This is a genomic window from Streptomyces sp. NPDC051561, assembly GCF_044454195.1.
GTDB lineage: Bacteria > Actinomycetota > Actinomycetes > Streptomycetales > Streptomycetaceae > Streptomyces.
In genome coordinates this window covers 185,951-209,776 of record NZ_JBITDM010000002.1, presented here as the reverse complement: position 1 = coordinate 209,776, position 23,826 = coordinate 185,951, and the positions used below count along the sequence as shown (strand labels likewise).

General features: G+C 71.3%; 24 protein-coding genes. 9 read left to right on the top strand and 15 right to left on the bottom strand.

The features are described from left to right. Positions 1 to 46: 46 nt before the first annotated feature. The 5 genes from ACIA73_RS05250 (at position 47) to ACIA73_RS05230 (ending at position 5,787) form a co-directional block, all read left to right on the top strand. Positions 47 to 2,905: a nitrate- and nitrite sensing domain-containing protein gene (locus tag ACIA73_RS05250; protein WP_399436932.1), complete on the top strand. Its 2,859-nt coding sequence runs from the start codon at positions 47 to 49 to the stop codon at positions 2,903 to 2,905. Next, the gene (locus ACIA73_RS05245; RefSeq protein ID WP_399436931.1) at positions 2,902 to 3,381 is read left to right on the top strand and encodes a roadblock/LC7 domain-containing protein; all 480 of its coding nucleotides are present in this window, start codon (positions 2,902 to 2,904) and stop codon (positions 3,379 to 3,381) included. The genes ACIA73_RS05250 and ACIA73_RS05245 overlap by 4 nt, the downstream gene beginning before the upstream one ends. An 80-nt stretch (positions 3,382 to 3,461) precedes the next feature. Next, on the top strand, positions 3,462 to 3,839 hold the full coding sequence (locus ACIA73_RS05240) for a DUF742 domain-containing protein (RefSeq protein ID WP_399437454.1): 378 nt from the start codon (positions 3,462 to 3,464) through the stop codon (positions 3,837 to 3,839). After that, positions 3,820 to 4,524: a GTP-binding protein gene (locus tag ACIA73_RS05235; RefSeq protein WP_399436930.1), complete on the top strand. Its 705-nt coding sequence runs from the start codon at positions 3,820 to 3,822 to the stop codon at positions 4,522 to 4,524. Before ACIA73_RS05240 ends, ACIA73_RS05235 begins: the two co-directional genes overlap by 20 nt. 27 nt (positions 4,525 to 4,551) lie before the next feature. After that, positions 4,552 to 5,787, top strand: coding sequence for a styrene monooxygenase/indole monooxygenase family protein (locus tag ACIA73_RS05230; RefSeq protein ID WP_399436929.1), 1,236 nt, complete (start codon positions 4,552 to 4,554; stop codon positions 5,785 to 5,787). Positions 5,788 to 5,847: 60 nt separating this feature from the next. Here the strand turns inward: ACIA73_RS05230 and ACIA73_RS05225 are convergent, their stop codons facing one another. The 4 genes from ACIA73_RS05225 to ACIA73_RS05210 form a co-directional block, all read right to left on the bottom strand. Beyond that, positions 5,848 to 7,092, bottom strand: a complete 1,245-nt coding sequence (locus ACIA73_RS05225; RefSeq protein ID WP_399436928.1) for an NlpC/P60 family protein — start codon at positions 7,090 to 7,092, stop codon at positions 5,848 to 5,850. 100 nt (positions 7,093 to 7,192) lie between these two features. Then, entirely contained in the window at positions 7,193 to 7,501 is a 309-nt protein-coding gene (locus tag ACIA73_RS05220; RefSeq protein ID WP_399436927.1) for a hypothetical protein, read from the bottom strand. 54 nt (positions 7,502 to 7,555) lie between these two features. After that, complete coding sequence (locus tag ACIA73_RS05215; protein WP_399436926.1) at positions 7,556 to 8,284, bottom strand: TetR/AcrR family transcriptional regulator; 729 nt, start codon at positions 8,282 to 8,284, stop codon at positions 7,556 to 7,558. Positions 8,285 to 8,374: 90 nt separating this feature from the next. After that, positions 8,375 to 9,334: a diiron oxygenase gene (locus ACIA73_RS05210; RefSeq protein ID WP_399436925.1), complete on the bottom strand. Its 960-nt coding sequence runs from the start codon at positions 9,332 to 9,334 to the stop codon at positions 8,375 to 8,377. A 168-nt stretch (positions 9,335 to 9,502) separates the two neighbouring features. On the opposite strand from ACIA73_RS05210, the gene ACIA73_RS05205 reads away from it, so the two are divergent. Both ACIA73_RS05205 and ACIA73_RS05200 read left to right on the top strand, forming a co-directional pair. Next, positions 9,503 to 10,639: a ferritin-like domain-containing protein gene (locus tag ACIA73_RS05205; RefSeq protein WP_399436924.1), complete on the top strand. Its 1,137-nt coding sequence runs from the start codon at positions 9,503 to 9,505 to the stop codon at positions 10,637 to 10,639. Between the two features lie 53 nt (positions 10,640 to 10,692). Continuing rightward, positions 10,693 to 11,727, top strand: coding sequence for an ADP-ribosylglycohydrolase family protein (locus ACIA73_RS05200; protein ID WP_399436923.1), 1,035 nt, complete (start codon positions 10,693 to 10,695; stop codon positions 11,725 to 11,727). Here ACIA73_RS05200 and ACIA73_RS05195 read toward each other — a convergent pair. The 10 genes from ACIA73_RS05195 to ACIA73_RS05150 all read right to left on the bottom strand — a co-directional run bounded on the left by ACIA73_RS05195 (position 11,678) and on the right by ACIA73_RS05150 (position 20,692). After that, on the bottom strand, positions 11,678 to 12,187 hold the full coding sequence (locus ACIA73_RS05195) for a DUF3291 domain-containing protein (RefSeq protein WP_399436922.1): 510 nt from the start codon (positions 12,185 to 12,187) through the stop codon (positions 11,678 to 11,680). The genes ACIA73_RS05200 and ACIA73_RS05195 overlap by 50 nt on opposite strands. Continuing rightward, entirely contained in the window at positions 12,184 to 13,209 is a 1,026-nt protein-coding gene (locus ACIA73_RS05190) for an amidase family protein (RefSeq protein WP_399436921.1), read from the bottom strand. Before ACIA73_RS05190 ends, ACIA73_RS05195 begins: the two co-directional genes overlap by 4 nt. Before the next feature lie 110 nt (positions 13,210 to 13,319). Next, positions 13,320 to 14,771: a penicillin-binding transpeptidase domain-containing protein gene (locus tag ACIA73_RS05185; protein WP_399436920.1), complete on the bottom strand. Its 1,452-nt coding sequence runs from the start codon at positions 14,769 to 14,771 to the stop codon at positions 13,320 to 13,322. Further along, entirely contained in the window at positions 14,768 to 16,204 is a 1,437-nt protein-coding gene (locus tag ACIA73_RS05180; protein WP_399436919.1) for an FtsW/RodA/SpoVE family cell cycle protein, read from the bottom strand. Before ACIA73_RS05180 ends, ACIA73_RS05185 begins: the two co-directional genes overlap by 4 nt. A 147-nt stretch (positions 16,205 to 16,351) precedes the next feature. Beyond that, positions 16,352 to 16,729, bottom strand: coding sequence for an SH3 domain-containing protein (locus tag ACIA73_RS05175; protein WP_399436918.1), 378 nt, complete (start codon positions 16,727 to 16,729; stop codon positions 16,352 to 16,354). Between the two features lie 111 nt (positions 16,730 to 16,840). Then, positions 16,841 to 18,187 (bottom strand): ATP-binding protein, encoded by a 1,347-nt coding sequence (locus ACIA73_RS05170; RefSeq protein WP_399436917.1) that lies wholly within the window; start codon positions 18,185 to 18,187, stop codon positions 16,841 to 16,843. Then, positions 18,184 to 19,599, bottom strand: a complete 1,416-nt coding sequence (locus ACIA73_RS05165) for a hypothetical protein (protein ID WP_399436916.1) — start codon at positions 19,597 to 19,599, stop codon at positions 18,184 to 18,186. Before ACIA73_RS05165 ends, ACIA73_RS05170 begins: the two co-directional genes overlap by 4 nt. Positions 19,600 to 19,621: 22 nt before the next feature. Further along, positions 19,622 to 20,134, bottom strand: a complete 513-nt coding sequence (locus tag ACIA73_RS05160) for a class F sortase (RefSeq protein WP_399436915.1) — start codon at positions 20,132 to 20,134, stop codon at positions 19,622 to 19,624. Continuing rightward, positions 20,131 to 20,283: a hypothetical protein gene (locus ACIA73_RS05155; protein WP_399436914.1), complete on the bottom strand. Its 153-nt coding sequence runs from the start codon at positions 20,281 to 20,283 to the stop codon at positions 20,131 to 20,133. Before ACIA73_RS05155 ends, ACIA73_RS05160 begins: the two co-directional genes overlap by 4 nt. Positions 20,284 to 20,380: 97 nt before the next feature. Next, positions 20,381 to 20,692, bottom strand: coding sequence for a zinc-ribbon domain-containing protein (locus ACIA73_RS05150; RefSeq protein WP_399437453.1), 312 nt, complete (start codon positions 20,690 to 20,692; stop codon positions 20,381 to 20,383). 338 nt (positions 20,693 to 21,030) lie between these two features. On the opposite strand from ACIA73_RS05150, the gene ACIA73_RS05145 reads away from it, so the two are divergent. Next, positions 21,031 to 21,828, top strand: a complete 798-nt coding sequence (locus ACIA73_RS05145; protein ID WP_399436913.1) for a nuclease-related domain-containing protein — start codon at positions 21,031 to 21,033, stop codon at positions 21,826 to 21,828. A 50-nt stretch (positions 21,829 to 21,878) separates the two neighbouring features. Here the strand turns inward: ACIA73_RS05145 and ligD are convergent, their stop codons facing one another. Continuing rightward, complete coding sequence (gene ligD / locus ACIA73_RS05140) at positions 21,879 to 22,784, bottom strand: non-homologous end-joining DNA ligase (protein ID WP_399436912.1); 906 nt, start codon at positions 22,782 to 22,784, stop codon at positions 21,879 to 21,881. Positions 22,785 to 22,817: 33 nt separating this feature from the next. On the opposite strand from ligD, the gene ACIA73_RS05135 reads away from it, so the two are divergent. Next, positions 22,818 to 23,774 carry a Ku protein gene (locus ACIA73_RS05135; protein WP_399436911.1) on the top strand — a complete coding sequence of 319 codons (957 nt, stop codon included), beginning with the start codon at positions 22,818 to 22,820 and terminating at the stop codon, positions 23,772 to 23,774. Positions 23,775 to 23,826 lie beyond the last annotated feature (52 nt).

Below are 23,826 nucleotides of genomic sequence, written 5' to 3'. Positions count from 1 at the left end.
GAAGAAGTCGCGCCCCAAGCGGGTTCGCAGCCGGCTGGTCGCCTCGGTGGCGGCCGTCGGTGTGATCGTGCTCGCCGCCGGAGCCCCCTCCCTCGTCACCTCCTCCGACGAACTGACCCGCTCCCAGCGCCTTCTGGACCTCGCCGAGCTCAACCGGCAGGCCCTCGCCCTCGCCCACTCCCTCGCCGACGAACGCGACGACACCACGGCCCGCACGGCCGCCGTCCGCACCTCCGGCAGCAGCGACAGCGGTACGGGCGGCGACAGCGGCACGGGAGACAGCGGTACGGGCGGCGGCGACAGCTCGACCAGCCGCGACAAGGGCACCGCCCTCGGTGACCGCACCGCCCGGGTCGACCGGCAGATCGCCGAGTTCATCGACCCCGCCGACGCGCCCGCCGCCGCCCCGGCCGCCCTGCGCGACGCCCTCGCCAAGATCCCGGCCGTGCGCCGCGCCGCCCTCGGCGAGGACGCCGCCGCTGGTACGGGGGCCGCCGCCATCACCCCCCTGGACACTCACAAGGCGTACACCGAGGTCATCGACCAGCTGCGCGCCCTCACCCGCGAGCTGGCCCGCAAGACCCCGCCGCGCGCGGGCGGTTCGGGCGCCGCGCCCGCCACCCTCGGCAACGCCGTCGAGCAGGCCACCGCCTCGCGCGGGCTGCTCGTCGCCGCCCTGTCCGTGCCACGCTCCACCGGCACCACCAAGGTCGACCCGATCACCGGGCTGCGCGTCCGCGTCGAGGGCACCAGCAGCACCCGTACCCGCGACGCCCTCAGCGCCGCCGCCCAGCAGGCCCGGTTCCGCGAGGTCGCCGCACTCGCCGACTTCGACCTGGCCGCACCGGTGAAGGACCGCGACTCCTTCGCCGCGACCGTCTCCGGCCCCGAGGTGAAGACCGCCGAGCGCTATCTGGGCGCCCTCACCGACCAGCCCACGCTCTCCACCTCCGAGCGCCGGCTGGACGCGGAGCGCATCGGGTCCACACTGACCCCCCGGATCGACCGGATGCGCGGCGCCGAGGCCGCCCTGGCCTCCGCCCAGACCGAGAGCCTCGCCGCCCTGCGCGACGACGACGTCTCCGGCCTGGAGCTGCGCATCGCGCTGCTCGCCGCCTGCTTCCTGCTCGCCGTCGGCATCTCCACCGCTGTCGCCCGCACCCTCACCCAGCCGCTCGCGGTACTGCGCCTGGGCGCCGCCCGCCTCGCCGCCGACCCGCAGAACGAGGAGCCGGTCCGCTACACCGGCCGCAACGACGAGTTCGCCCAGGCCGTACGGTCGCTGAACAGCCTGCACGCCAAGGTGCTCGCCCTCGGCGCCCGCACCGAGGAACTCGCGGGCGAGAGCGACCACCTCGCCGGACAGCGCCACACCCGGGACGCCGAACACCGCTCCCTCGCCGCCGAGCGCGATCAACTCGCCGCCGAATGCGCAGAGTTGGTGGCCCGCGCCCAGGACGCCACCGTCAGGCTCGAAGAGCTGCGGGCCACCGTCCAGTCCTCCTTCGTCAAGCTCTCGCTGCGCACCCTGGGCGTCGTCGAGCGCCAGCTCTCCGTCATCGAGAGCCTGGAGGAGCGCGAGCAGGACCCCGACCGTCTCGCCGTGCTCTTCAAGCTGGACCACATGGCCACCGTGATGCGCCGCCACGGCGAGAACCTGCTGGTGCTGGCCGGTAGCGACCACGGCGTCGGACACCCCGGGGCGGTCCCGCTGGTCGATGTCACCCGTGCCGCGATCAGCGAGATCGAACGGTACGAGCGGATCACCCTCCAGGCCCTCCCGCCACACTCCCAGGTCGCGGGCTACGCCGCAGACGACCTGAGCCACCTGCTCGCCGAACTCCTGGAGAACGCCACCTCGTTCTCGCCCCCGGACACCCATGTGCAGCTGTCCGGCTGGCTGTTGGAGAGCGGTGAGATCATGCTGTCGGTCCAGGACGGCGGCATCGGGATGGCCCCGGACCGGCTCACCGACCTCAACTCCCGGCTGGCCGACCCGGCGACGTACACCCCGCACGGCCACGGGGACGACCCCGGCCAGGGTCTCGGGCTCCAGGTCGCCTCCCTGCTCGCCGCCCGGCACGGCGTCCGCATCCAGCTGCGCGAGCAGACCCAGGGCGGCATCACCGCCGTCGTGGTCCTGCCGAAGGCACTGCTGCCGGACGAGCCCCCCGCCGTACCCGCGCACCTGGAGAGCCTGCACCAGCTGCCGGGCCAGATCGCCGAGAACAACTCCAATGTGCTGCCGGGCCGGGCCCTCGACCAGGACCCGCTGATCGCGGTCGCGGAGAAGGCGGTCGAGGAGGCGGCAGCGGCGGAGGGTGCGGCGGGAGCGGCGGACGAGGCTGCGGCGGACGAGCACGTGCGTACGCCGGACGACGTCACGCCCGTACGCCAAGAGCCCGTACGCCAAGAGCCCGTACGCGAAGAGCCCGTACGCCAAGCGCCGGCACCCGAAGAGCGTGAGATCGACCAGCCCACGCAGGAGTTCCGCCTCCCGAAGCAGACGCCCGCGCAGGTGCCCGAGCCGACGACCGTCCAGGCGCCCACGGCGGCGCCGGCCCCCGCGCCGGAGGAGCCCGCCGCGCCCGTCGTCACCGGCAAGGGGCTGCCCAAGCGCACCCCCAAGGTCGTCAAGCCCGCGTCGGACGCCACGCCGCAGCGCACCACCGGTGTCGACGCGGACGCGCTGCGCCGTCGCCTGGGCGGTTTCCACCAGGGAGCCAAGGAGGGGCGGCGGGACGTCGAGGAAGAGATCGCAAGTAGTGGTAACAACGGGGATCACGGGGTAAGCGGGGTAACCGGGGAGGCCGGTGACCTGACCAGTTCCGGCGGAACCAACACTTCCAAAGGGACCGCACGTACCGAGACCGAGGGGGACACCGTCGAGGAGGCACGCAGTTGACCGCGTCGATCACGTACCGGCTGAGCAGTGAAGCCCGGAACCTGCACTGGCTGTTGAGCAATCTGGTGGAGGAGGTGCCCGGCCTCGTCTCCGTCGCCGTCGTGTCCTCCGACGGACTGCTGCTGCTGTCCTCGGACCCCGACCACATGCTCCCGGACACCGCACCGGCCCTGGTCAGCCCCAAGGGCTCCACCGCCGACCTGGCCACCATCGTCTCCGGCCTCGGCTCGCTCACCATCGGTGCGGCGCAGCTGATGGAGGGCGGCGGCGTCAAGCAGACGATGGTCGCCATGGAGTACGGCAGCCTCTTCGTGATGTCGATCAGCGACGGTTCGCTGCTCGGGGTGCATGCCGCGCCCGACTGCGACATGAGCATCGTCGCGTACCACATGGCGCTCTTCGTGGGCCGGGCCGGACACGTCCTCACCCCGGAACTCCGCAGCGAGCTGCGCAAATCGATGGAGAGTGCCAGTTGAGCCCGCAACGGGTCGCTTCGAACCCCCACCTCCCCGGCCCCGCTCTCCCGAGCCCGTCCCTCCCCGGCCCCTCCCTCCCCATACGTGGCGAGGGCCGCCGCCCCGCCCGCGTCCGCCCGTACTCGATCACCGGCGGTCGGACGCGCTTCACCCGCGTCCTGCTGGTGGAGACCTTCGTGGCGGCCCTCGAAGCGGCCCCGGAGCGGCCGGAGCTGACCGGCCGCACCCCGGGCAGCCGGGTGGCCCCCGAGATGCAGGCGATCGTCGAGATCTGCCGCCGGATGCGGACCGTGGCCGAGATTTCCGCCCTGCTGAAGATGCCGCTGGGTGTGGTCCGGGTGCTGCTGAGCGACCTGGCCGACCAGGGAAAGATCCGCGTGTACGGAACCGGCCACGGTGCCGGCCGCCCCGATCGCGCACTGCTCGAAAGGGTGCTGAATGGGCTCCGTCGCCTCTGAGGCCGCCGTAGGAAGTCTCTTCTCCACAGCCGGGAAGACCGGGAAGGCCGGGCACGCCAAAACGGCCGGGCAGACCGGTCGAACCGCTCCGCCCGAGGACGAACAGAACGTCCCCGCCTGGCAGTTGGACCACACCCGGGCCCCCACGGCCACCAAGATCGTGGTGGCGGGCGGCTTCGGCGTGGGCAAGACCACCTTCGTCGGCGCGGTCTCCGAGATCACCCCGCTGAAGACCGAGGCGGTGATGACCACCGCCAGCGAGGACACCGACGACCTGTCCGACACCCCGGACAAGACGACCACCACGGTCGCCATGGACTTCGGCCGGATCACCCTCGACGACGACCTGGTCCTGTACGTCTTCGGCACGCCGGGCCAGCAGCGGTTCTGGTTCATGTGGGACGACCTGGTGCGCGGCGCGATCGGCGCCGTCGTCCTCGCCGACACCCGCCGCCTCACCGACTGCTTCCCCGCCCTCGACTACTTCGAGAGCTGCGGCATCCCCTACATCGTGGCCGTCAACCACTTCGAGGGCACCCCGTACTACGAGGCCGACGACGTCCGCGAGGCACTCACCGTGCCCCCGCACGTCCCCGTCACGGTCATCGACGCCCGCAACAGGATCTCCGTGGTCGAAACCCTGCTCTCCATGGTCGGCCACGCCCTCGACGCCACCCCCGTCTAACCTCCCCTTGAAAGAGCCACCCACCCCATGCGGAAGATCCTCATAGTCGGAGCCGGCCAGTCCGGTCTCCAGCTCGCCCTCGGCCTGCAGTCCCAGGGCTACGAAGTCACCCTGATGTCGAACCGCACCTCCGACGAGATCCGCTCCGGCCGGGTCATGTCGACGCAGTGCATGTTCCACACGGCCCTCCAGCACGAGCGTGACCTCCAGCTCAACTTCTGGGAGTCCCAGGCCCCGCGCATCGAGGGCGTCGGCGTCTCGGTGGCCGCCCCCGACGGCTCTCGCCCGATCGACTGGGTCGGCAAGCTCGACGGCATCGCCCAGTCCGTCGACCAGCGGGTGAAGATGGCCGGCTGGATGGACACCTTCGCCCAGCGCGGCGGCCAGCTCGTCATCCACGGTGCGGCCGTCTCCGACCTGGACTTCTTCTCCCGGACGTACGACCTGGTGATGGTCTCCGCCGGCAAGGGCGAACTCGTCCAGCTCTTCGGCCGCGACGCCTCGCGCTCCCCGTTCGACGCCCCGCAGCGCGCGCTCGCCGTCAGTTACGTCCACGGCCTGGGCCCCCGCCCCGAGCACCCGGACTTCGACGCGGTCCGCTGCAACCTGGTCCCCGGCGTCGGCGAACTCTTCGTGATGCCGACCCTGACCCTCTCCGGCCGCGCCGACATCCTTTTCTGGGAGGGCGTCCCGGGCGGCCCCATCGACGCCTTCAAGGGCGTCAAGGACCCCTCCGAGCACCTCGCGCTCACCCTTGAACTCATGGAGAAGTTCCTCCCCTGGGAGTACGCCCGCGCCACCAAGGTCGAACTCACCGACGCGGGCGGCACGTTGGCCGGCCGCTACGCCCCCACCGTCCGCAACCCGATCGGCCGCCTCCCCGGCGGCGGTCTGGTCCTCGGTGTCGCGGACGTCGTCGTCGCCAACGACCCGATCACCGGCCAGGGCTCCAACTCGGCCTCCAAGTGCGCCGCGTCCTACCTGGACTCGATCGTCTCGCACGGCGAGGGCGACTTCGACGCGTCCTGGATGCAGTCCACCTTCGACCGCTACTGGGACACCGCCCAGCACGTCACCAAGTGGACCAACGCCATGCTCGGCGTCCCCCCGGAGCACGTCCTCAACCTGATCGGTGCGGCCGGCCAGTTCCAGCCCGTGGCCGACCGGTTCGCCAACGGCTTCGACGACCCGGCCGACTTCGACAACTTCTTCTTCGAGCCCGAGAAGACGAACGCGTACCTGGCCTCGGTCGCCGGAGCCTGACCCGGGCCTCGCGACAGGCGTTCGAGCAGGAGGGGCAGGGCACTTCCCACCGGAGGTGCCCTACTCGGGCGCCGCCTCCGCCCCGTAACCCGCGTCGGACCCGCCGCCGCCCACGGTGCGCGCCGGCAGATCCGGCGGTACGTACGACCGGAGCGGCGCCAGCTTCGGGTCGGGGCGCACCGCGCCCAGGACGGGGTTGGCGGCGATCGGGGAGATCTTGACGTGGGCGCCGGGCCGGGGCGCCTGGACGACCCGGCCGTTGCCCAGGTAGATCGCCACATGGGTGGCCTTGGGGAAGTAGATGACCAGGTCACCGGGGCGCAGGGCGGACAGCGGGACCCGGGGGAGCAGCCGCCACTGTTCCTGGCTGGTGCGCGGGATGGTGCGGCCCGCCGCCGCCCAGGCCTGCTGGGTGAGGCCGGAACAGTCGTACGCACCGGGCCCCTCGGCCCCCCAGACGTACGGCTTCCCGAGCTGCCGCACGGCGTACCTCAGCGCCCGGTCACCCTCCCGCGAGGGCGCGCGCGACGCCCGTACGCCGCCGGGCCCCAGCGCCCCCGAGGCGACGAACGACTGCTGGGCGCGCTCGGCCGTACGCCCCTCCAGCCCGGCCAGATCGGCCAGTTGCCCCTCCGTCATGGAAGCGAGCAGCGCCTCCACCTGCCGCAGCCGCGCCTGCACCGCGTCCCGCGCCTTCCTCTGCTTGACGGCGAGCGCCTGCTGGACGTCCAGGGCACCGCGCGCCTTCGTCGCCAGCTCGTCGGCCTTCTTCTCGCCGGTCTCCAGCCGGGCCACCTTGACGGCCCTGGCCGCCGCCGCCCGGCGCAGCGCATGGCCGTGCGTCAGGGCGTGCTCGGGATCGCTGGAGGTGAGCAGCCGTACGAAGGAGGAGTAGGCGTAGTCGCTGCGCCCCTTGTACTGCTCCCGGGCGAGCTGCCCGGCCGCCCGGCGGCTGTCGGCGAGGGAGTCGCGCGCCTTCCCCAACCGAGCTGTCAGCGATGACACCTGGGCCCGCTGGGCCTTGAGCTTCTCCTCGGTGGCGTTGAACGCCTCGGTGGCTTCCTCGGTCTCCTGGTAGAGCGTGCGCAGAGAGACGAGGAGCTGACCGACTCCGGCACCGGCACCGGGTTCCGCGAGAATGTCGGGGCGGGCGTCGAGTGCCGCGCCGGGACCGATCCCAGGGGTGTCGGCGAAGGCGGAGTCCGACGGGTCCGGGTCGCCGGGGGCCGCCGTCGCGCTTGCGGTCACCGCCAGCACCGTCGTGGCTGCCGCCAGTACCACGGCCGTCGTCAATTTCGCTGACATGCCCTCACCTCCGCTACCACGCCGGACGGGAGGCCCGGCTCAGCCCGATGCTGGGCGCATGGCGGGAGTGGCACCCGCCGGGTGGGCGGGGTGGCGGAGCTCAGTCACCCTTCCCGGGTGAAGTGGGGCCGCCCCCGGCGTGGCGGGTGGACTTCGTCCACGGCCACTTCGGGGTCCACGGCTCGCGCCCCTCGGGGACGTACACGTACTTCCAGCCGCGTTGCAGGCCGAGCCGCTTGGTGTAGCCGACGGGGATGCGCTCGTAGGCGTGCACGGTCGGCGGACCGCCGGCGGAGTCCGGCACCGGGACCTCGTACCACTTCGGCGGATTTCCGGTCGGGCCGGTCAGCACGGACAGTGCCCGGCCGTCCAGGGGGCCACCCACGAAGGGGGTCTTCTCGCTTCTCACCGCTCCAGTGTCCCAGTACGAGCGGTCCCGGCGAGGGAGCGGTGCGAGAGAGCGTCACAGCAGGTGAGCGGCCTCGGTGAGCATCGGGAGCACCCGGCGGACCAGCACCCCCGCGGCGCCGTCGGCCCGCTCCAGCTCCAGGGCGGCACGGGTGACCTCCGCCGTCTGCGGGTCGGTGGCCGAGGTGGCGGTGAGCAGGGCGACGAAGTGGTCGACCATCCAGCCGCGCAGCTCCACGAGCGGGGGCTGCTTGCCCTCGTCGAGCCAGATCAGGGAGGCGGCCTCCACCGCGGAGATCCAGGTGCGGACCATCATCCGCAGCCGGGGGCCCGCGCTCTCCGCCACCCCCAGATGGAGCAGGATCTGCTCCGCGGCGGCCCGCCGCACCCCGTCCACGGTCGCGGTCGTCCGGGAGGTCTCCACCACACTGCCGCCCTGGAGCAGTGCGCTGAACCCGGTGTCGTGGGTGTCCACGAACGCCAGATAGCGGTCGAGCGCGTGCGACAGACGCTCGGTGAGCGGTCCGGTCTGCGGTTCGGCGAAGCAGAGCGTCAGCTCATCGGCGGCGGACCGCAGCGCGTCCTCGTACAACTGGACCTTCCCGCCGGGAAAGTAGCGGTAGACCAGCGGCCGGGAGACCCCCGCCGCCTCCGCCACGTCATCGATGGAGACGTCCTCCGGGGCCCGGTGCGCGAACAGTGTCAGGGCGACATCGATGAGCTGACGACGACGCTGCTCCACGCTGAGGCGGCGGTACGCGGGGGAGGAGGCAGCGGTGGTCATGCCTGGCAGCGTAACCGGGGTGTGGTGCATTGCCCCGGTGGGCGGCCCCCGAAGGAGCCGCCCCACCCCGGCCCCGCCCGGCCGACAGCCCTACTTGGCCAACAGCCCCGAGCTCACCCACAGTCGGCGCCCGGCCCCGCGGAGCACCCCGATGTCGTCGAGGAAGTCCGTCAGCCTCCGGGACCCGTTCTGCATGACCTCGGTACGGTGACCGCTCGCCTTCACCTGGGCGATCGCCTCGCGCCGGTCGAGCCCCACGTTCTCGTACACCCGGGGGTTGATGAAGCAGGTGGAGAACACCCGCGCCGCCTCCCCGCAGCTCAGCCGGGTGAACTCCTGCTCCCAGCGCGGCGCGGTCACCATCTGGCGGCGCAACTCCTCACGGGCGTACCGGACGTGACGCGCCTCCTCGATGACGTGGATCCGCGTCACGCCCCGCACCAGCGTCTGGATCCGCTCGTCCGGGAAGGTCAGCCGCTGCATCCAGTCGAGGATCTCCTCACCGAGGAGGGTGGCCGCGAAGGACCCGGGGGTGGTCGAGACCGTCTTCAGTACGCGCGCCAGGTTGTGGTAGACCCGCGGCACCGGGTACGCCGGTGCGCCGCCCTTCTGGATCATCCTGGCGAACATCATCGAGTGCCGGCACTCGTCCGCGATCTCGGTGAGCGCGTACCGCACGTGGTTGCTGGTCACCGACTTGTCGTAGATGTGGCGGACCAGCAGCTGCATCAGGATGATCTCGAACCAGATGCCCAGCGACGCGATGGCCGCCGCCTCGTGCCGGGCCAGCTCCATCCGCTGGTCCTCGGACATCTTCTTCCACATCGGGGTGTCGTACAACGACACCAGCTCCGGCGGCCAGTACCACTTGCCCTCGTCGGCCGGGGCGTCCCAGTCGAGTTCCTTGTCGGGGTCGAAGGAGTGCTTGGCGGACGACTCAAGCAGACGCTCGGCCACCTGCTCGCGGTCCTTGAGCATGCCGAGTGCGTCGCGGAGGGCGGTGAAGTCGGTCTCGCTCGGCTCGGTCGTCCTGGTCGGCGCGGTCGTCATCTTCGGAGCACCTCGTGTGTGGGTTACCGGGGGTCACTTCTTATGAGACTCCTTGTCAGCAAGGCCGTCAATCCCCTGCGCAACACTTGTTGACCGTTCGTCTACCCGCGTGTGAGCCTGCCAACTATCGTCACGAATCCGGCCGTTGTTGAGGCGAAGGGGTCGCGCATGTCGACACACGAGCTCTACACGAAAAGCCCGGGAGAATCGGTCTGGCAGGTGCCCGCCACTGGTCAGGCCCGGTTCAGCTGGGAGTACGACGAGGGCCGCGAGCGCCTCCTCGCCCTCTACCAGAAGGGCAAGGACAAGCAGTGGGACGGCGCGACCCGCATCGACTGGTCCGCCGAGGTCGATCCGTACGACCCGCTCGGCACCCCGGACGAGGCCCTCAACCTCTACGGCACCCGTCACTGGGACAGGATGACCGACAAGGACAAGGGCGACCTGCGCCGGCACTACTCGTCCTGGCAGTTCAGCCAGTTCCTGCACGGTGAGCAGGGCGCGATGGTGTGCGCGGCCCGCATCGTCGAGTCCGTCCCCGACCTCGACGCGAAGTTCTACTCCGCGACCCAGACCATGGACGAGGCCCGGCACGCCGAGATCTACTCACGTTTCCTGCACGAGAAGATCGGCATGCTCTACCCCGTCAACGACAGCCTCCAGGGCCTCCTCGGCGACACCCTCCGCGACTCCCGCTGGGACATGCCCTACCTCGGCATGCAGGTCCTCATCGAGGGCCTCGCCCTCGCCGCCTTCGGCATGATCCGCGACACCACCACCAAACCCCTCCCCAAGCAGATCCTGGCCTACGTCATGCAGGACGAGGCCCGTCACGTCGCCTTCGGCCGGATGGCACTGCGCGACTACTACAAGCAACTCACCGACGTGGAGCGCAAGGAGCGCGAGGACTTCGTCATCGAGGGCTGCTACCTGATGCGCGACCGGCTGCGCGGCGTCGAAGTACTGGAGAACTTCGGCATCCCCAAGCAGGAGGCCGAGGAGCTGAGCGAGCAGTCCGAATTCCTCCACCTGTTCCGGAAGCTGCTGTTCAGCCGGATCGTGCCGTGCGTCAAGGACATCGGGCTGTGGGGCGAGCGGCTCCAGCAGGCGTATGTGGACATGGGCGTCTTCGAGATGGGTGACTCCAACCTGGATCTGCTGATGAAGCAGGACGAGGAGATCGCCGAGGAACTGGACCGCGAGCGGTTCGCGGCGGAGGAGAAGGAGCGGGTGGAGGAGGTGCGCGAGGCGATCGCGGACGGCGAGGAGCAGGGGGAGTTCAGGGAGGCGGGGCACCGGCCATGAGCCGGAACGGAAATGGCGGTGCGGCCCCCGCCCCCGCCGGGCACCATGCGTACATGACCCAACACCCGGACGTGAGCCAGGATCAAGCGCCGCCCCCGACCCCGGGCGCGGCCCCGACCCCGGGCGCGGCCCCGCCCCCGGGCGCGGCCCCGCCCCCGGGCGCGGCCCCGCCCCCGGGCGCGGCCCCGCCCCCGGGCGCGGCCCCGGACACCGCCGCCGCCCGCGCCAGCCTCGAAGCCCTCGCGCTCGGTGACGCCTTCGGGGAGCGCTGGTTCCCGCTCTTCCGGTTCCGGGAGGGCCTGGTCCCCGACAACACGTACGAGGACGTCCGCGCCCGGCGCCTCCCCGCAGGACCGCTCTGGCACTGGACCGACGACACCGCGATGGCCCTCGCCCTGCACCGGGTCCTCGTCCAGCACGGCACCGTCGACCAGGACCGCCTCGCCGCCTGCTTCGCGCTGACCTTCGACGCCGACCGGGGCCGGGGCTACGGCCACGGCATGCACGTCCTGCTCCCCGAACTCCTTGTTCACCCCGGCGACTGGCGCACCCTCGCCCCCACCCTCTTCGAGGGCGGCAGCCTGGGCAACGGGTCGGCGATGCGGGTCGCACCCCTGGGCGCCTGGTTCTCGTACGACCTCGAACTCGCCGCCCAGCAGGCCGAGTTGTCTGCCGAGGTGACCCACTCCCACCCCCAGGGCATCGCGGGAGCAGTCGCCGTCGCGGTGGCGGCGGCGCTGTCCGTACGGGGCGAACTCTCCCTCCCCGAGATCGCCCGCCGCACCCCGCCCGGCGCGGTCCGCGACGGCCTCCTCAAGGCCGTCGACCTGGACCCCGCCACCCCGCCCTGGAAGGCGGCCGACCTCCTCGGCAACGGTCAGCGCATCCGCGCGGACGACACGGTGCCGTTCGCACTGTGGACCGCGGCCCGCCACCCCGACGACCTGGAATCCGCGCTGTGGGCCACGGCGGAGGGCTTCGGCGACGTCGACACGACATGTGCGATCACGGGAGGAGTGGTCGGGGCGCGCACCGGGGTCAGCGGGATGCCGGGGGAGTGGCTGGAGCGGCGGGAGGCGCTGGGGTAGTGGTACCGGGGGCGGGGAAGAGGCTGTTCAGTGTGAACACCGCGTCGGTGGGCCCGAGTTCACGCAACGTCGTCAGCCGCTCCTCCGCCTCCCCGACCGTCGGACGGTGACCCGCCGGCACCCACCACAGGGCCGCCATCGCCTCCTGCATCCGCTCGAACCACTCGTACCGGCGCTTGAGGAGCTCGCGGTGCCGTCCGGCGTACATGAACGCCTTCAGCGCGTCCACGTTCCGCCACACCGACATGTTGATGATCAGCCATTCGTCGCCGAAGACACGCAGTTCCGTCGCGTCCCCGTCGTCCGTCTGGAGGCGCCATATGAAGCCGTCGGAGGCGTCCGCGACCGCGTTCACCGGGTCGAGACCGTCGACGAAATCCTTCAACTCCGGTGACGTCAGGGGGTACTTGAGGCGGGCGATGTTCACCTGGGCGAGTGCGTACGCAGAGGTCGAAATCATGGGCCGAACGTAGCGGCGGCCTTCGCCAGCAGCGACTCCGTTCCGAACTCCGAGACGACCTGGAGGCCCACCGGGAGCCCGCCTCGGGTGAACCCGGCCGGAATGCTGATCGCCGGATGCCCGCTCACATTGAACGCCCAGGTCAACGCGGTCGAATAGCGGCCGTCCGGGCCGTCGTGACCGTGCGGGGGGAAGGGGGTTGTCGGGGTGAGCAGCAGCCGGGTGCGGGAGAAGAGCTGGTCGAGGAGCCTGTCGTTGTCGCGCCGCAGGGCGCGGGTGGCCGCCGTTTCCTGCTCGCCCCGGATCGCGAACCAGGCGTCCTTGGGGTCGCGCAGCGCGAGGCCGGGTTCTTCCTCCAGGCGTACGAGGCGGGCGGCGGCCCGCTGGGCCACGGCCACCACTTCGGGGTCGAGGTCCTGACCGGCGAAGCCCAGGTCGGGGGACCAGATGCCGGTCGCCGGGAGGGGACCCGCCTCCTCGTACCGCTTCGGCACGTGCCGAAGATACGCCGCCAACTCGGTGGCCGAGCGGGCCAGGACCCCTGCGGTGGCCAGGCCCGTCCGGTCCGGGGAGGGGAGCAGACCGCGTGAGGTCTTCAGGCCGAACACGCCGCACCAGGCGGCGGGGATGCGCACCGAACCGGCGCCGTCGCTGCCGGTGGCGAGCGGGACCATACCGGCCGCGACGGCCACCGCGGAACCGGCCGAGGAGCCGCCGGGGGTGCGGTCGGGGTGGTGCGGGTTCAGGGTGCGGCCGTGGGCGCCCATGCCCCAGGTCTGCCAGTACGTGCCGGGGGCCGGGACCGAGGTGGCGCCGATGGGAACGGCACCCGCGCCGCGGAGCCGCCGGGCCGGGTGGCTGCGAATCCCGTTGTGGCCCTTTACCGCGAACGGGAGGCCCGCCAGGGGGAGTTGAGGGTCCGGGGTGGCGGTCCGGGCCTGCTCCTCCCATACCTCCAGGAACGCGCACAGCTCGGGGTCGAGTGCGGCGATCCTGGCCAGGGACTCTTCCACGGTCTGCATGCGGCCATTCTCCCTGGCGAGGGGAGCGGGGCCGCCCACCGCACGACCGCCCACCGCAGGACCGCCCACCGCAGGACCGCCCACCGCAGGACCGCCCACCGCACCACCGCCTACCGCACCACCGCCTCCATCACCGCCTTGGCGATCGGGGCTGCCAGGCCGCCTCCCGAGATGTCGCCCCGGCTGGCCGCCGCGTCCTCCACGACCACCGCGACGGCGACGCCCGAACCGCCGTTCTCCGGCTGGGCCCACGAGATGAACCACGCATAGGGGGTGCCGGAGTTGTCGACTCCGTGCTGCGCGGTGCCGGTCTTGCCGCCGACCGTGACGCCGGGGATCGCCGCGTTCGTGCCGGTGCCGTTCTCGACCACGTCGACCATCATCCGCTGGAGCTGCATGGCGGTGGCCGGGTTCATCGCCTGCCGGTAGGAGCGGGCCGCGGTCTGGGAGACCAGGCTGCCGCCCTCGGTGGACGTGCTCTCCACCAGGTAGGGCTTGTAGAGGTCGCCGTTGTTGGCGACGGCGGCCGCGACCATCGCCATCTGGAGCGGTGTCGCACGAGTGTTGAACTGGCCGATCGACGACAGCGCCACCTGGTCGGGGCTCATGTCCGTGTCGAAGTTGCTGCGGGCGACCGCCGGCGGAATCCTGAGGCCGGCGTCATTGAAGCCGAACCCCTCGGATGCCTTCACCATCCCCTTCAGCCCCACCTCCACCCCGAGTTTCGCCATCACGGTGTTGCAGGAGACCCGGATCGCGTCCGCCAGCGAGGCATCCGCACAGCCCGTGGCCTCATTGGGGAGCTCGGTGCTCGTGTGGGGCAGCAGATAGGGGTCGGGGGTGTCGGTCGGCGCGTCCGGGTCCGTCACCGTCCCGGTGTCCAGCGCCGCCGCAGCCGTCACGATCTTGAAGGTGGAGCCCGGGGGATAGGTCTGCCGGATCGCCCGGTTCAGCATCGGCTGACTGTCCAGCGCGTTCAGCCGCGCCCACTGGTTCTCCACCGCCTTCCCCGTCCCGGACAACAGCTCCGGATCGTACGAAGGACTGCTGACCAGCGCGAGAATCCGGCCGGACGAGGGCTCGACGGCCGCCACCGCGCCCCGCCGCCCGCCGAGCCCGTTGTACGCGGCCAGCTGGGCGGCGGCCTTGATGGTGGTCGCCACCTTCCCGCCGGGCTGCTGCTCGCGGGTGATCTCGTTCCACATCGGCAGCGGCGCGAGCATCGGATCGGTGCCGGAGAGGATGTCGTCCTCGGTGCCCTCGATGAGCGTCGTCCCGTACGTCTGCGAGGCATGGCCGGTCACCGGGGCGTACAACGGCCCCTGGGTGTAGGTCCGTTCGAAGCGGAGCTGCTCGCCGGTGTCCTTGGAGCCGGTCACCGTGCGGTCCTCCACCAGGATGTTTCCGCGCGGCTGGTCGTAACGGACGATGGTCTTGCGGCGGTTGGCCGGATTGTTGTCGAGCGAATCCGCCTGGAAGACCTGCACCCGGGTGGCGTTCAGCAGCAGGGCGACCAGCAGCAGCAGACAGCAGGCGGCGGCCCGTCGGATGTACTTGATCACGGCTTCTTCTCCTCCAGCTTCGCCGCCCCGCCCCTGAGTTTCCCGAGCACCTTCGGTTCCTCGGCCTCCTGCTCCTCCACCGCCGCGATCTGTCCGGTCTCCGCCGCCGTCGGGCGCGGACTGCGCGCCGAGTCACTGACCCGGATCAGCAGCGCCACGATGATCCAGTTGGTGACGACGGACGAACCGCCCTGCGCCAGGAACGGCATCGCCATACCGGTCAGCGGAATCAGCCCCATCACCCCGCCCGCGATCACGAACACCTGGAGCGCCACGATCGACGCGAGCCCGATGGCGAGCAGCCGCCCGAACGGGTCGCGCAGGGCGAGCCCCGCCCGATAGCCCCGGGCGACCAGCAGGGCGTACAGCAGGAAGAGCGCGGTCAGTCCGGCCAGCCCCAGCTCCTCACCGGCCGTCGCCAGGATGAAGTCCGACTTGGCGGCGAAGCCGATCAGGATGGAGTGGCCCAGGCCCAGGCCGGTGCCGAGCATCCCGCCGGCCGCGAACGCGAACAGCGACTGGGCGAGCTGGCTGGGGCCGTCGCCCGCCTCGATGGAGGCGAAGGGGTGCAGCCAGTCCATGACCCGGCTGTGCACATGCGGCTCGATGGACCCGACGGCATACGCGCCGACGGCGGCGAGCAGCAGGCCCACCGCGATCCACCCGGTCCGGCCGGTGGCGACGTACAGCATGATCACGAAGAGCCCGAAGAAGAGCAGCGAGGTGCCGAGGTCGCGTTCCAGGACCAGCACCCCCACGCTCAGCAGCCAGATCGCGACGATCGGTCCCAGCACCCGGCCGGTGGGGAGCTGGAGGCGCTTGAAGAGGAAGGTGCGGCCGGTGTAGGCGAGGGCGTTGCGGTTGGCGGCGAGGTAGGCGGCGAAGAAGATCGCCAGCAGGATCTTCGCGAACTCGCCCGGCTGGAAGGAGAATCCGGCGACCCGGATCCAGATCTTCGCCCCGTTGATGGCCGGGAAGAAGATCGGGATCACCATCAGCACCAGGGCGGCGGCGCAGCAGAGGTAGGCGTAGCGCTGGAGGACGCGGTGGTCGCGGAGCAGCACGACGACCGCGATGAACAGTGCGACTCCGAGGGTCGACCAGGTCAGCTGGGTGAACGCGGCCTGGTCGTTGGGGGTTTCGAGGTCCAGGCGGTAGATCAGGACCAGGCCGATGCCGTTGAGGAGTACGGCGATGGGGAGCAGGAGGGGGTCGGCGTAGGGGGCCCGGAAGCGGACCGCGAAGTGCGCGAGCAGGGCGAGCACGCCCAGGCCGGCGCCGTAGCGGAAGGCGTCGGGCGGTGCGGTGCCGGTCTTGCCGAGTCCGGCCGCGATATATCCGAGCATGGCGATGAGGACGCCACCGACGAGCAGCGAGAGCTCGACGCCGCGTCGCTTGGGGAGGCGGAGATCGGGTGGGAGCGCGTCCGTCATGCCCGGCAACGTAGCAAGCGTTTGGAGTGAATGTCCGTATATGTCACGGGGGTGGCGAGGGCGTCATCCGGGACGCCCCCGCCGACTCCGCGCAAGGCTTTTCGGTTACGTCGGTTCCGTGCGCCTCTCGGGCGCCTGCGTCAGGTGCTAGCACCAGCGCGGGGTGTGGCCGCCCTTCGGCACGATGTACTGGGCGGAGCCCCAGGCCCAGGTGCCGTCGGTCAGCAGATACCAGTGGTCGTTTCCGTCGACGTGGTCGCCGACGGTCTTGCAGAAGATGTGGACGGTGGCGCCGTACGGCTCGGTGCGGATGATGCGGCTGCTCCGGGTGGGCTTGTCGCGCAGCCTGAGTCCGGACTTGGCGGTGACGCGGCCTTCGGTGTGCCGGGGGTGCTGGGCGGTGCTGGTTCCCGTCGCGTCGCTGCTGCCGGAGCTGTCGGTCTCGGCCAGAGCGGGCGTGGCGGCGAGCGTGGCGGTCAGCGCGCCCGCGGCGACGTACAGGAAGGTCCTCTTGAGCTTGAGCATGCTGCCTCCTAGGGGAGGAGGGGTGGCGCCCCGTTGCGGGACGCAGCCCTCAACTCGCTTGATCCACCCTAAAATCACTACTTATTGATCGCAATGCGTCACTTTGTGTTGCTATGAGCGGTTTGGTGAGGCTTCGGGGCTGTCGGGCACGCCGCCGTCGTACTCGGGCAGTACGAGCGTGGCGACGGCCCCGCCCTCCGGGGCGTTGCGGAACGTCAACCGCGCCCCGATCACCTCCGCCTGGCCCACCGCGATGGTCAGGCCGAGGCCGAGCCCGCCCTTGCCGCCGCCGGCCTCGGTACGGAAGCGCTGCGGGCCGTGCTCCACCAGATACGCCGGATAGCCGTCGCCGTGATCACGCAAAGTGACGGTCGGTCCATCGACGGTCAGCATCACGGGGGAGCGGCCGTGCTTGTGGGCGTTGGCGACGAGATTGCCGAGAACGCGCTCCAGCCGGCGCCGGTCGGTCTCGACGCGGACGCTGCGGAGGATGCGGACTTCGGTGGGGGGATCGCCGGTGCCGGTGTCTGTCGTGGGGGTCGTGCTGCTCGGGATGCCTGCGGCCCGTACCGCGCGGACGGCCAGGGGGCCCAGGTCGTGCACATCCAGCTCGACCTGCTCGGCACCCGAGTCCAGCCGCGAGATCTCCAGAAGGTCCTCGGTCAGCCGCCGCATGGTGGCCACCCGGTCCTGCACCATCTCCGAGGGCCGGCCAGGCGGCAGCAGCCCGGCGGCGGCGGTCAGCCCGGTGAGCGGAGTACGCAGCTCATGGGCGACGTCGGCGGTGAACCGCTGCTCGCTGAGCAGCTTGCCCTGGAGGGTTCCGGCCATGGTGTCGAGGGCGCCGGAGACGATGGCGACCTCGTCGTGATGGCGGCCGAGGTCCTGGTTGCGGGGGTCGTTCACCCGGGCGTCGAGGTCACCCGCGCCGATCCGGCGGGCGACCTGGGCGGTCTGGTGCAGTCTGCGGGTGACCCGGGTGACGGCGAACGCGCCGACCAGCAGGGTCGCACCGATCGCCAGCACGGACGAGCCGAGAATGGCCCGGTCGAGGCCGACGATCGTCTCGACGCTCGGCCGGTAGTCGAACGCGACGGCCAGCGCCTTCCCGTCCGCCGGACGCGCGGCCCACATCCGGGGCCGGCCCTCCAGGTCGTTCTCCACCATGGTCCCCTGCTGCCCGTCGAGGGCGAGCGCCCGCAGCGAGGACGGCAGCCCGGGGAGATCGAGCCCGGTGCCTGGCGGCAGGGTCTCACCCGCCTCGTACGCCTCACTGGCCCGCTCCAGCCGGTCCAGCGACTTCTCGCGGGCCTGCTCGACGGTCTGGTGCGTCACCGCCACATGCACCAGAGCACCCAGGAAGAACGCGAGCGCGCAGCACATCACGGTGAGGAAGGCCAGCGCCTTCCAGGTCAGCGACGCGGTCCAGGCGGGAAACCGCAGCCGTACGCGGCTCACCGCGCACGCTCGTCTGCGGAGGTGGGGCGGCCGGCCGGGGGGTGGCGGGGGTCTGTGGGGCTGCGGGGGGCCATGAAGGGGGCTGGTGGTGCGGTGCGGCCCGGGGGTGCGGTGTGGTCGGAGGGCGGGGTGTGGCCGGAGGGTGGGGTGCGGTCGGAGGGAGAGGTGCGGCCGGAGGGAGGGGTGTGGCCGGAGGGTGGAGTGTGGCCCGGCAGTGTGTGGTGGTCCGGCATCGCGTGGTGGCCCGGCTGCGCGCCGTCGGCGGGCTTGGCGTCGGGGCCGGGCTGCTTGCCGTGGGGCGGCCTTCTGAGGTGACCGGCTGCCGGGGAGGTGTCCCGGCGGCGGGTTCCCGGGGTGGTGTCCCGGTGCCGGTCCTTGCGCGGTTCGGCGTGACGTCCGGAGGCGGTGCCGGTGCGGGGGCCGGTGCGGGGTCCGGAGTTGCGGTCCGCTTCCGGTCGGCCGCCTCGGCCGTGTCCTGGCTGAGGTTCGGTGCCGGGGCGAACGTCCGCCCGCTTGCCCGGACCGGTGGCCGACCCCTTGCCCGGTCCGGCCTTCGGCCCTGCGTACGGCCCTGCGCCCGGCCCCGTACCCGGGCCTCTCCCCGAGCCGGGACCCCAGTCGGAGCCCCAGCCGGGACCCCGCTCGTGTGCGCGCCACGGGCGCGCTCCCTGCCGTGGGCCCTTCGGCTCCCGGCCGGTGTGCACGATCTGGTCCTGGGTGGCGAGCATGGCGTGCTGACGGGCGTCCCAGGTCCAGGTGGTCCGGTACTCGTAGTCCGCGATCCCGGACGGCACCCGCAGCATCAGGTCCCGGCCCGCGAACGCCACGCTGATCACGGCGTCCGAGGTGCCCATGATCCGGGTCAGCCCGCCCTTCTCGGCGAGATACGCCCGGAGGGCCAGCTGGCCCTCCGGCATGGTGATGCCGAGGATCAGCTCGTCGCGGCCGTCCCCGGTCAGATCGCGGTAGTACGGCGGCAGCACCGGGCACTGCTCGGGCTTGGTCCTGCACGCGCGCAACTGGGTCACCGTCCGCGCGTACAGCCCGTCCGGTCCGCTGTACGTGTCGGGGTGCGCGGCCACCTCCGCCAGCACCACCGCGACCGGGTCGGCCTTGCGCACGTCCGCGTCCGGCAGCCTGATCCCTTTGGCCGTCTCCGTCTCGGCCTCCCCGGCGTCGAAACCGGGGGTCTTGGCGGGCGGCAGGGTCGGCCACAGCCGCACCGGGCCTGCCGCCGTGGGCGCGGCCCCCGCGCTCTTCAGCTCACCCGCCCGGCCGCACCCCACCAGGGCACAGGCCAGCACCACCATCAGGGCCAGGCCCGGGGCACGGCGAGGCAGGGCGCCGCCGGACTCCGGTCTTCGGACCGTTCCCCGGCGCCCCCGGCCTGGATCGGCGCGGCGACGGAACAAGAACTCCCCTTCCTGTCGGCCTCTACTTCACGAGGTCGGCGAAGAAGATGATGTTGTCGGAGCGATGGCCGTCACGGATCGGTCCCCCACAGGTGAGGAGGCGCAGCTCCGGACGGTCGGTCTTTCCATAGACCTTATTAGTGGGGAAGTTCCTTTTGTCCACCTGTTGAATCTCGCGGATCGCGAACCTGGCGGTACTGCCGTCCGCCCGGCTCACCTCGATCGCGTCCCCGACCTTCATTCTGGCGACATGGCGCATCAGGGCCGGACCCCTGGCGGTGTCGTAGTGCGCGACCAGGATCGACGCCCCCTTCTCGCCGGGAGTGACCGCGCCGGTGTACCAGCCGGGCTTCTCGGCGTCGGCGACCGACGGAACCTCCAGTTCCTGGTGCTGATCGAGCCCGAGGTCAAGCATGCTGTGCGTCCTGACGCCCGCGGCCGGAATGGCCAACCCGGTCGGCCGTGAGGCCCTGAGCGGATCCGCCGCCCCACTCCGCCCGCGCCCGGACTCCGCCGCGACGTCCGTGACCTTCACATCCGGTGCCGGAGCCGAGAGGGAGCGCCTCCACCGCAGGCGGCGAGCCCACCGACGAGGGCCAGCACGAGAACGCTCACGGTCGCGAGCCCGATCGTGCGGCGCCGCGACGGTTGCCGGTACTTGCTGGACCTGGGCAGCGTACTCATGCAGTGAATCCTAAATGTCCGCTATTACGAAGATTCACTGTTCACGCCACAGCCCCCGCCCCCCATCGCTCCTCCTCCGCACTCCTCCTGCTCACTCCTACTGATACGGGTTCTGCCGCTGAGGCATCCCGCCGGGTCCCTGCCCGTGCGCCGGATGGCCCTGGCCCCCGCCCTGCCCCTCCTGCGCCTGGAGCCGCTCGGCCTCCTCCTGCTCGACCCGCCGCTCGGCCCCGCAGAAAGTGCACTGCGTGACGTACTTCGTCGAGACGGGGAACAGCGGCACGAAGAACAGCGTGAACTTCGTGACCCTCTTCCGCAGCGAATGCGCCGCCGGGTTCCCGCACTGCCCGCACAGGAGCATCAGCATCGCCAGCTGATACACGTACCCCTTGGTCCCAAAAATGATCACCACAACCCCCAATCCCCGCCCTATACAAACCGAACGCCCCCCACCCCCACAAGGTTCCCACCCCCGCCCCCACCCCTGGTAGCCCCCTTGGGTGGCGGGGCCGCCCCCGGGGGCGGAACGGGCGGGCAAGGGGGCGGCCCCCGACGGAGTCGCACCCCACCCGCCCCGGCCCACCCCGACCCCGTACCCCTCCCGATCCCGCCCCGCGACCCCGGCCCCCACCAGGGGCCGATGGGGACCCCCCCCATCAAATCCCAGCCAACTCCCCCCATCCCCCGCCCACTTGTTGCCTCACCCACCCCCCACCTGCTCCCATGGACCCCATGGGGTGATGCACGATGAAACCACTACGAGTAACACCCGCCCACGGCCCCCACGGGCCCCGCCTCTACGTCAACCTCCCCACCGGCCGCACCCTCGCCTGGTACGACCGCGACACCGGCCGCGTAAGCCTCCTCGCCGAAAGCCGCCGCGAGGAAGTCCTGACCGCGCTGGCCCCCTTCGTCACCGGCCCCCTCACCGTCGGCCCACCCCCCGTCCCCACCCCCGCCGACCTCGTACGCCTCTCCCTCCACCCGGACGACGACCTGGCACCCAACCGCCCCGGCGAAGCCCTGCACGCCGCCCTCGGCGACGTCCCACCGGCCCGCCGCTTCCGCCAGGACCCCCGCCGCGAAACCCTCGCCGCCCTCCAGCGGATCGGTGACGAACTCGACACCCTGACCCACGCGGGCTGGCGCGTCCTGCACTCCCTCCCCCTCCCCGGCCACTCGTTCCCCGGCCACTCCCACCTCGACCACCTCCTCATCGGCCCGGCCGGCATCCTCACCGTCCACACGCTCCCCGCCCACCGCCGCCACTTCCACCTCGACGCCCCCGCCACCGCCCCCCACCTGCGCCGCGCCGCCCACGACGCCGAACGCGCCTCGCTCGCCCTCGCCGCGGCCGTACGCCCGGTACTCGCCGTCGCCGGAGCCTCCCGTATCGACGGCGACCCACCCTCCGACGACGTACTCCTCCTGCGAGAAGGCACCACCGACACGACGCTCGCCCACCTCGGCGGCGTACTCAAACCCGCCGACATCGAGTCCCTCTACGCCTCGGCCCGCAACCGCCACACCTGGCTACACGCCTAACCAGCGCACCCACTCCCACCCACCCCCACCCCCACCCACCCCCACCTCCCTCACCTCCGCGGCAACCTCCCCGCCCGATTCAGATTCAGCAGCGGCCCCAGCAGATCCCCATACCTCTCCAGTCGTACGGCGATGTCCTGGGCCCGGAACACCAGCGAGTCACCGCCCGCCGCCCCCGACCGCCCCTCCGCCACCTCCTCCCACGTCACCGGTGTGGAAACGGTCGGCTCCCGCCGCGCCCGCAGCGTGTACGCCGCCGCCGTCGTCTTCGACGCGGAGTTCTGGCTGAAGTCCACAAACACCTTCCCGCCCCGCAGCGCCCGCGCCATCCGATGTACCACCAGCCCCGGAAGCTCCGCCTCCGCCTCCACCGCGATCGCCTTCGCATACTCACTCACCCGCTCGGAGGGCGTCGGCTCCAACGGCACCAGCACATGCAGCCCTTTGGACCCCGAGGTCTTCACCCACGCCCCGAGCCCGTCCGCCCCCAACCGCTCCCGGAGCCACAGCGCCACCTCGCAGCACTCCACCACCGACGCCGGCTCCCCGGGATCCAGATCGAAGACCATCCGGTCGGCCACCCCGGGAGACTCCGCCCGCCACTGCGGAACGTGGAATTCCACCACCAGGTTCGCCGCCCACATCAGTGACGCCAGATCGCTCACCAGCACCTGCCGCGCCCTGCCCTCCTCCGACCGGCGGGTCACCTCCACCGTTTTCACCCAGCTGGGCTTGCCCGGCGGCGGATTCTTCGCGAAGAACTTCTCGCCCTCCACCCCGTCCGGAAAGCGCAGGAAAGACATCGGCCGGTCGTGCACATGCGCCAGAAACGCCCCCGCCGTCGTGGCGACGTAATGCAGCACCTCACCTTTCGTGGTTCCCGTAGCCGGATACAGCACCTTCTCCAGGTTGCTGAGGGCCAATCTCCGACCCTCCACCTCCGTCATCGGCGACATAGCATAAGAATCCCACCGAAAGGGACCACAGGCATGAGATCGATCTGGAACGGCGCCATATCCTTCGGCCTGGTTAGCATCCCCATCAAGCTGTTCAACGCGACCGAGAACCACTCCATCTCGTTCCGCCAGATCCACACTGCCGACGGCGGCCGCATCCGCTACCGCAAGGTCTGCGAACTGGACGAGCAAGAAGTCCAGAGCTCCGAGATCGGCAAGGGGTACGAGGACGCCGACGGCTCGATCATCCCCCTCACGGACGACGATCTGGCCGCCCTCCCGCTCCCCACCGCCCGCACCATCGAGATCGTCGCCTTCGTCCCGCTGGCCTCCATCGACCCCCTCCAGATGGACCAGGCGTACTACCTCTCCGCCAGCGGTGTCCCCGCGGCCAAGCCGTACACCCTGCTCCGCGAAGCCCTCTCCCGCAGCCGCAAGGTGGCCATCGCCAAATTCGCGCTGCGCGGCCGCGAGCGTCTCGGCATGCTCCGCGTGGTCGGCGACGTCATCGCCATGCACGGCCTGCTCTGGCCGGACGAGATCCGTCAGCCGGAGGGCATCGCCCCCGAGGGCGATGTCACCGTCCGCGACGCGGAACTCGACCTGGCCGACACCCTGATGGACACCCTCGGCGAGATCGACCTCACCACCCTCCACGACGACTACCGCCAGGCCGTCGAAGAACTCATCGCCGCCAAGTCCGAGAGCGGCGAAGCCATTTCCCCGCCCGCCGCCGAAAAGACCGGCGGCGACGCCCAGGTCCTCGACCTGATGGCCGCCCTGGAAAACAGCGTCCGGGCCGCCAAATCCTCGCGGGGAGAATCTCAAACCACAGCCAAGATAACCGAGTTGAAGCCCGGCAAGAAGGCTGTAGCGAAAACGACCAAAGCCGCAGCGAAACGAAACACGGGCTCAAAGTCGGCAACGAAGGCGGCGAAAAAGGCTACCCCTGCAAAGAAGGCGGCCCCCAGGAAACGCACTACGGCCTAAACGGTGTGCGGCCAGAAACTGACTTCGAAGCCGGCCCTGCCACGCACCGGTC

Coding starts and splice junctions, on each gene's coding strand:
- ACIA73_RS05235 (WP_399436930.1), top strand. CDS start 3,820: ATGGGCTCCGTCGCCTCTGAGGCCGCCGTAGGAAGTCTCTTCTCCACA.
- ACIA73_RS05230 (WP_399436929.1), top strand. CDS start 4,552: ATGCGGAAGATCCTCATAGTCGGAGCCGGCCAGTCCGGTCTCCAGCTC.
- ACIA73_RS05225 (WP_399436928.1), bottom strand. CDS start 7,092: ATGTCAGCGAAATTGACGACGGCCGTGGTACTGGCGGCAGCCACGACG.
- ACIA73_RS05215 (WP_399436926.1), bottom strand. CDS start 8,284: ATGACCACCGCTGCCTCCTCCCCCGCGTACCGCCGCCTCAGCGTGGAG.
- ACIA73_RS05210 (WP_399436925.1), bottom strand. CDS start 9,334: ATGACGACCGCGCCGACCAGGACGACCGAGCCGAGCGAGACCGACTTC.
- ACIA73_RS05205 (WP_399436924.1), top strand. CDS start 9,503: ATGTCGACACACGAGCTCTACACGAAAAGCCCGGGAGAATCGGTCTGG.
- ACIA73_RS05200 (WP_399436923.1), top strand. CDS start 10,693: ATGACCCAACACCCGGACGTGAGCCAGGATCAAGCGCCGCCCCCGACC.
- ACIA73_RS05195 (WP_399436922.1), bottom strand. CDS start 12,187: ATGATTTCGACCTCTGCGTACGCACTCGCCCAGGTGAACATCGCCCGC.
- ACIA73_RS05190 (WP_399436921.1), bottom strand. CDS start 13,209: ATGCAGACCGTGGAAGAGTCCCTGGCCAGGATCGCCGCACTCGACCCC.
- ACIA73_RS05180 (WP_399436919.1), bottom strand. CDS start 16,204: ATGACGGACGCGCTCCCACCCGATCTCCGCCTCCCCAAGCGACGCGGC.
- ACIA73_RS05175 (WP_399436918.1), bottom strand. CDS start 16,729: ATGCTCAAGCTCAAGAGGACCTTCCTGTACGTCGCCGCGGGCGCGCTG.
- ACIA73_RS05155 (WP_399436914.1), bottom strand. CDS start 20,283: ATGAGTACGCTGCCCAGGTCCAGCAAGTACCGGCAACCGTCGCGGCGC.
- ACIA73_RS05145 (WP_399436913.1), top strand. CDS start 21,031: ATGAAACCACTACGAGTAACACCCGCCCACGGCCCCCACGGGCCCCGC.
- ligD (WP_399436912.1), bottom strand. CDS start 22,784: ATGTCGCCGATGACGGAGGTGGAGGGTCGGAGATTGGCCCTCAGCAAC.
- ACIA73_RS05135 (WP_399436911.1), top strand. CDS start 22,818: ATGAGATCGATCTGGAACGGCGCCATATCCTTCGGCCTGGTTAGCATC.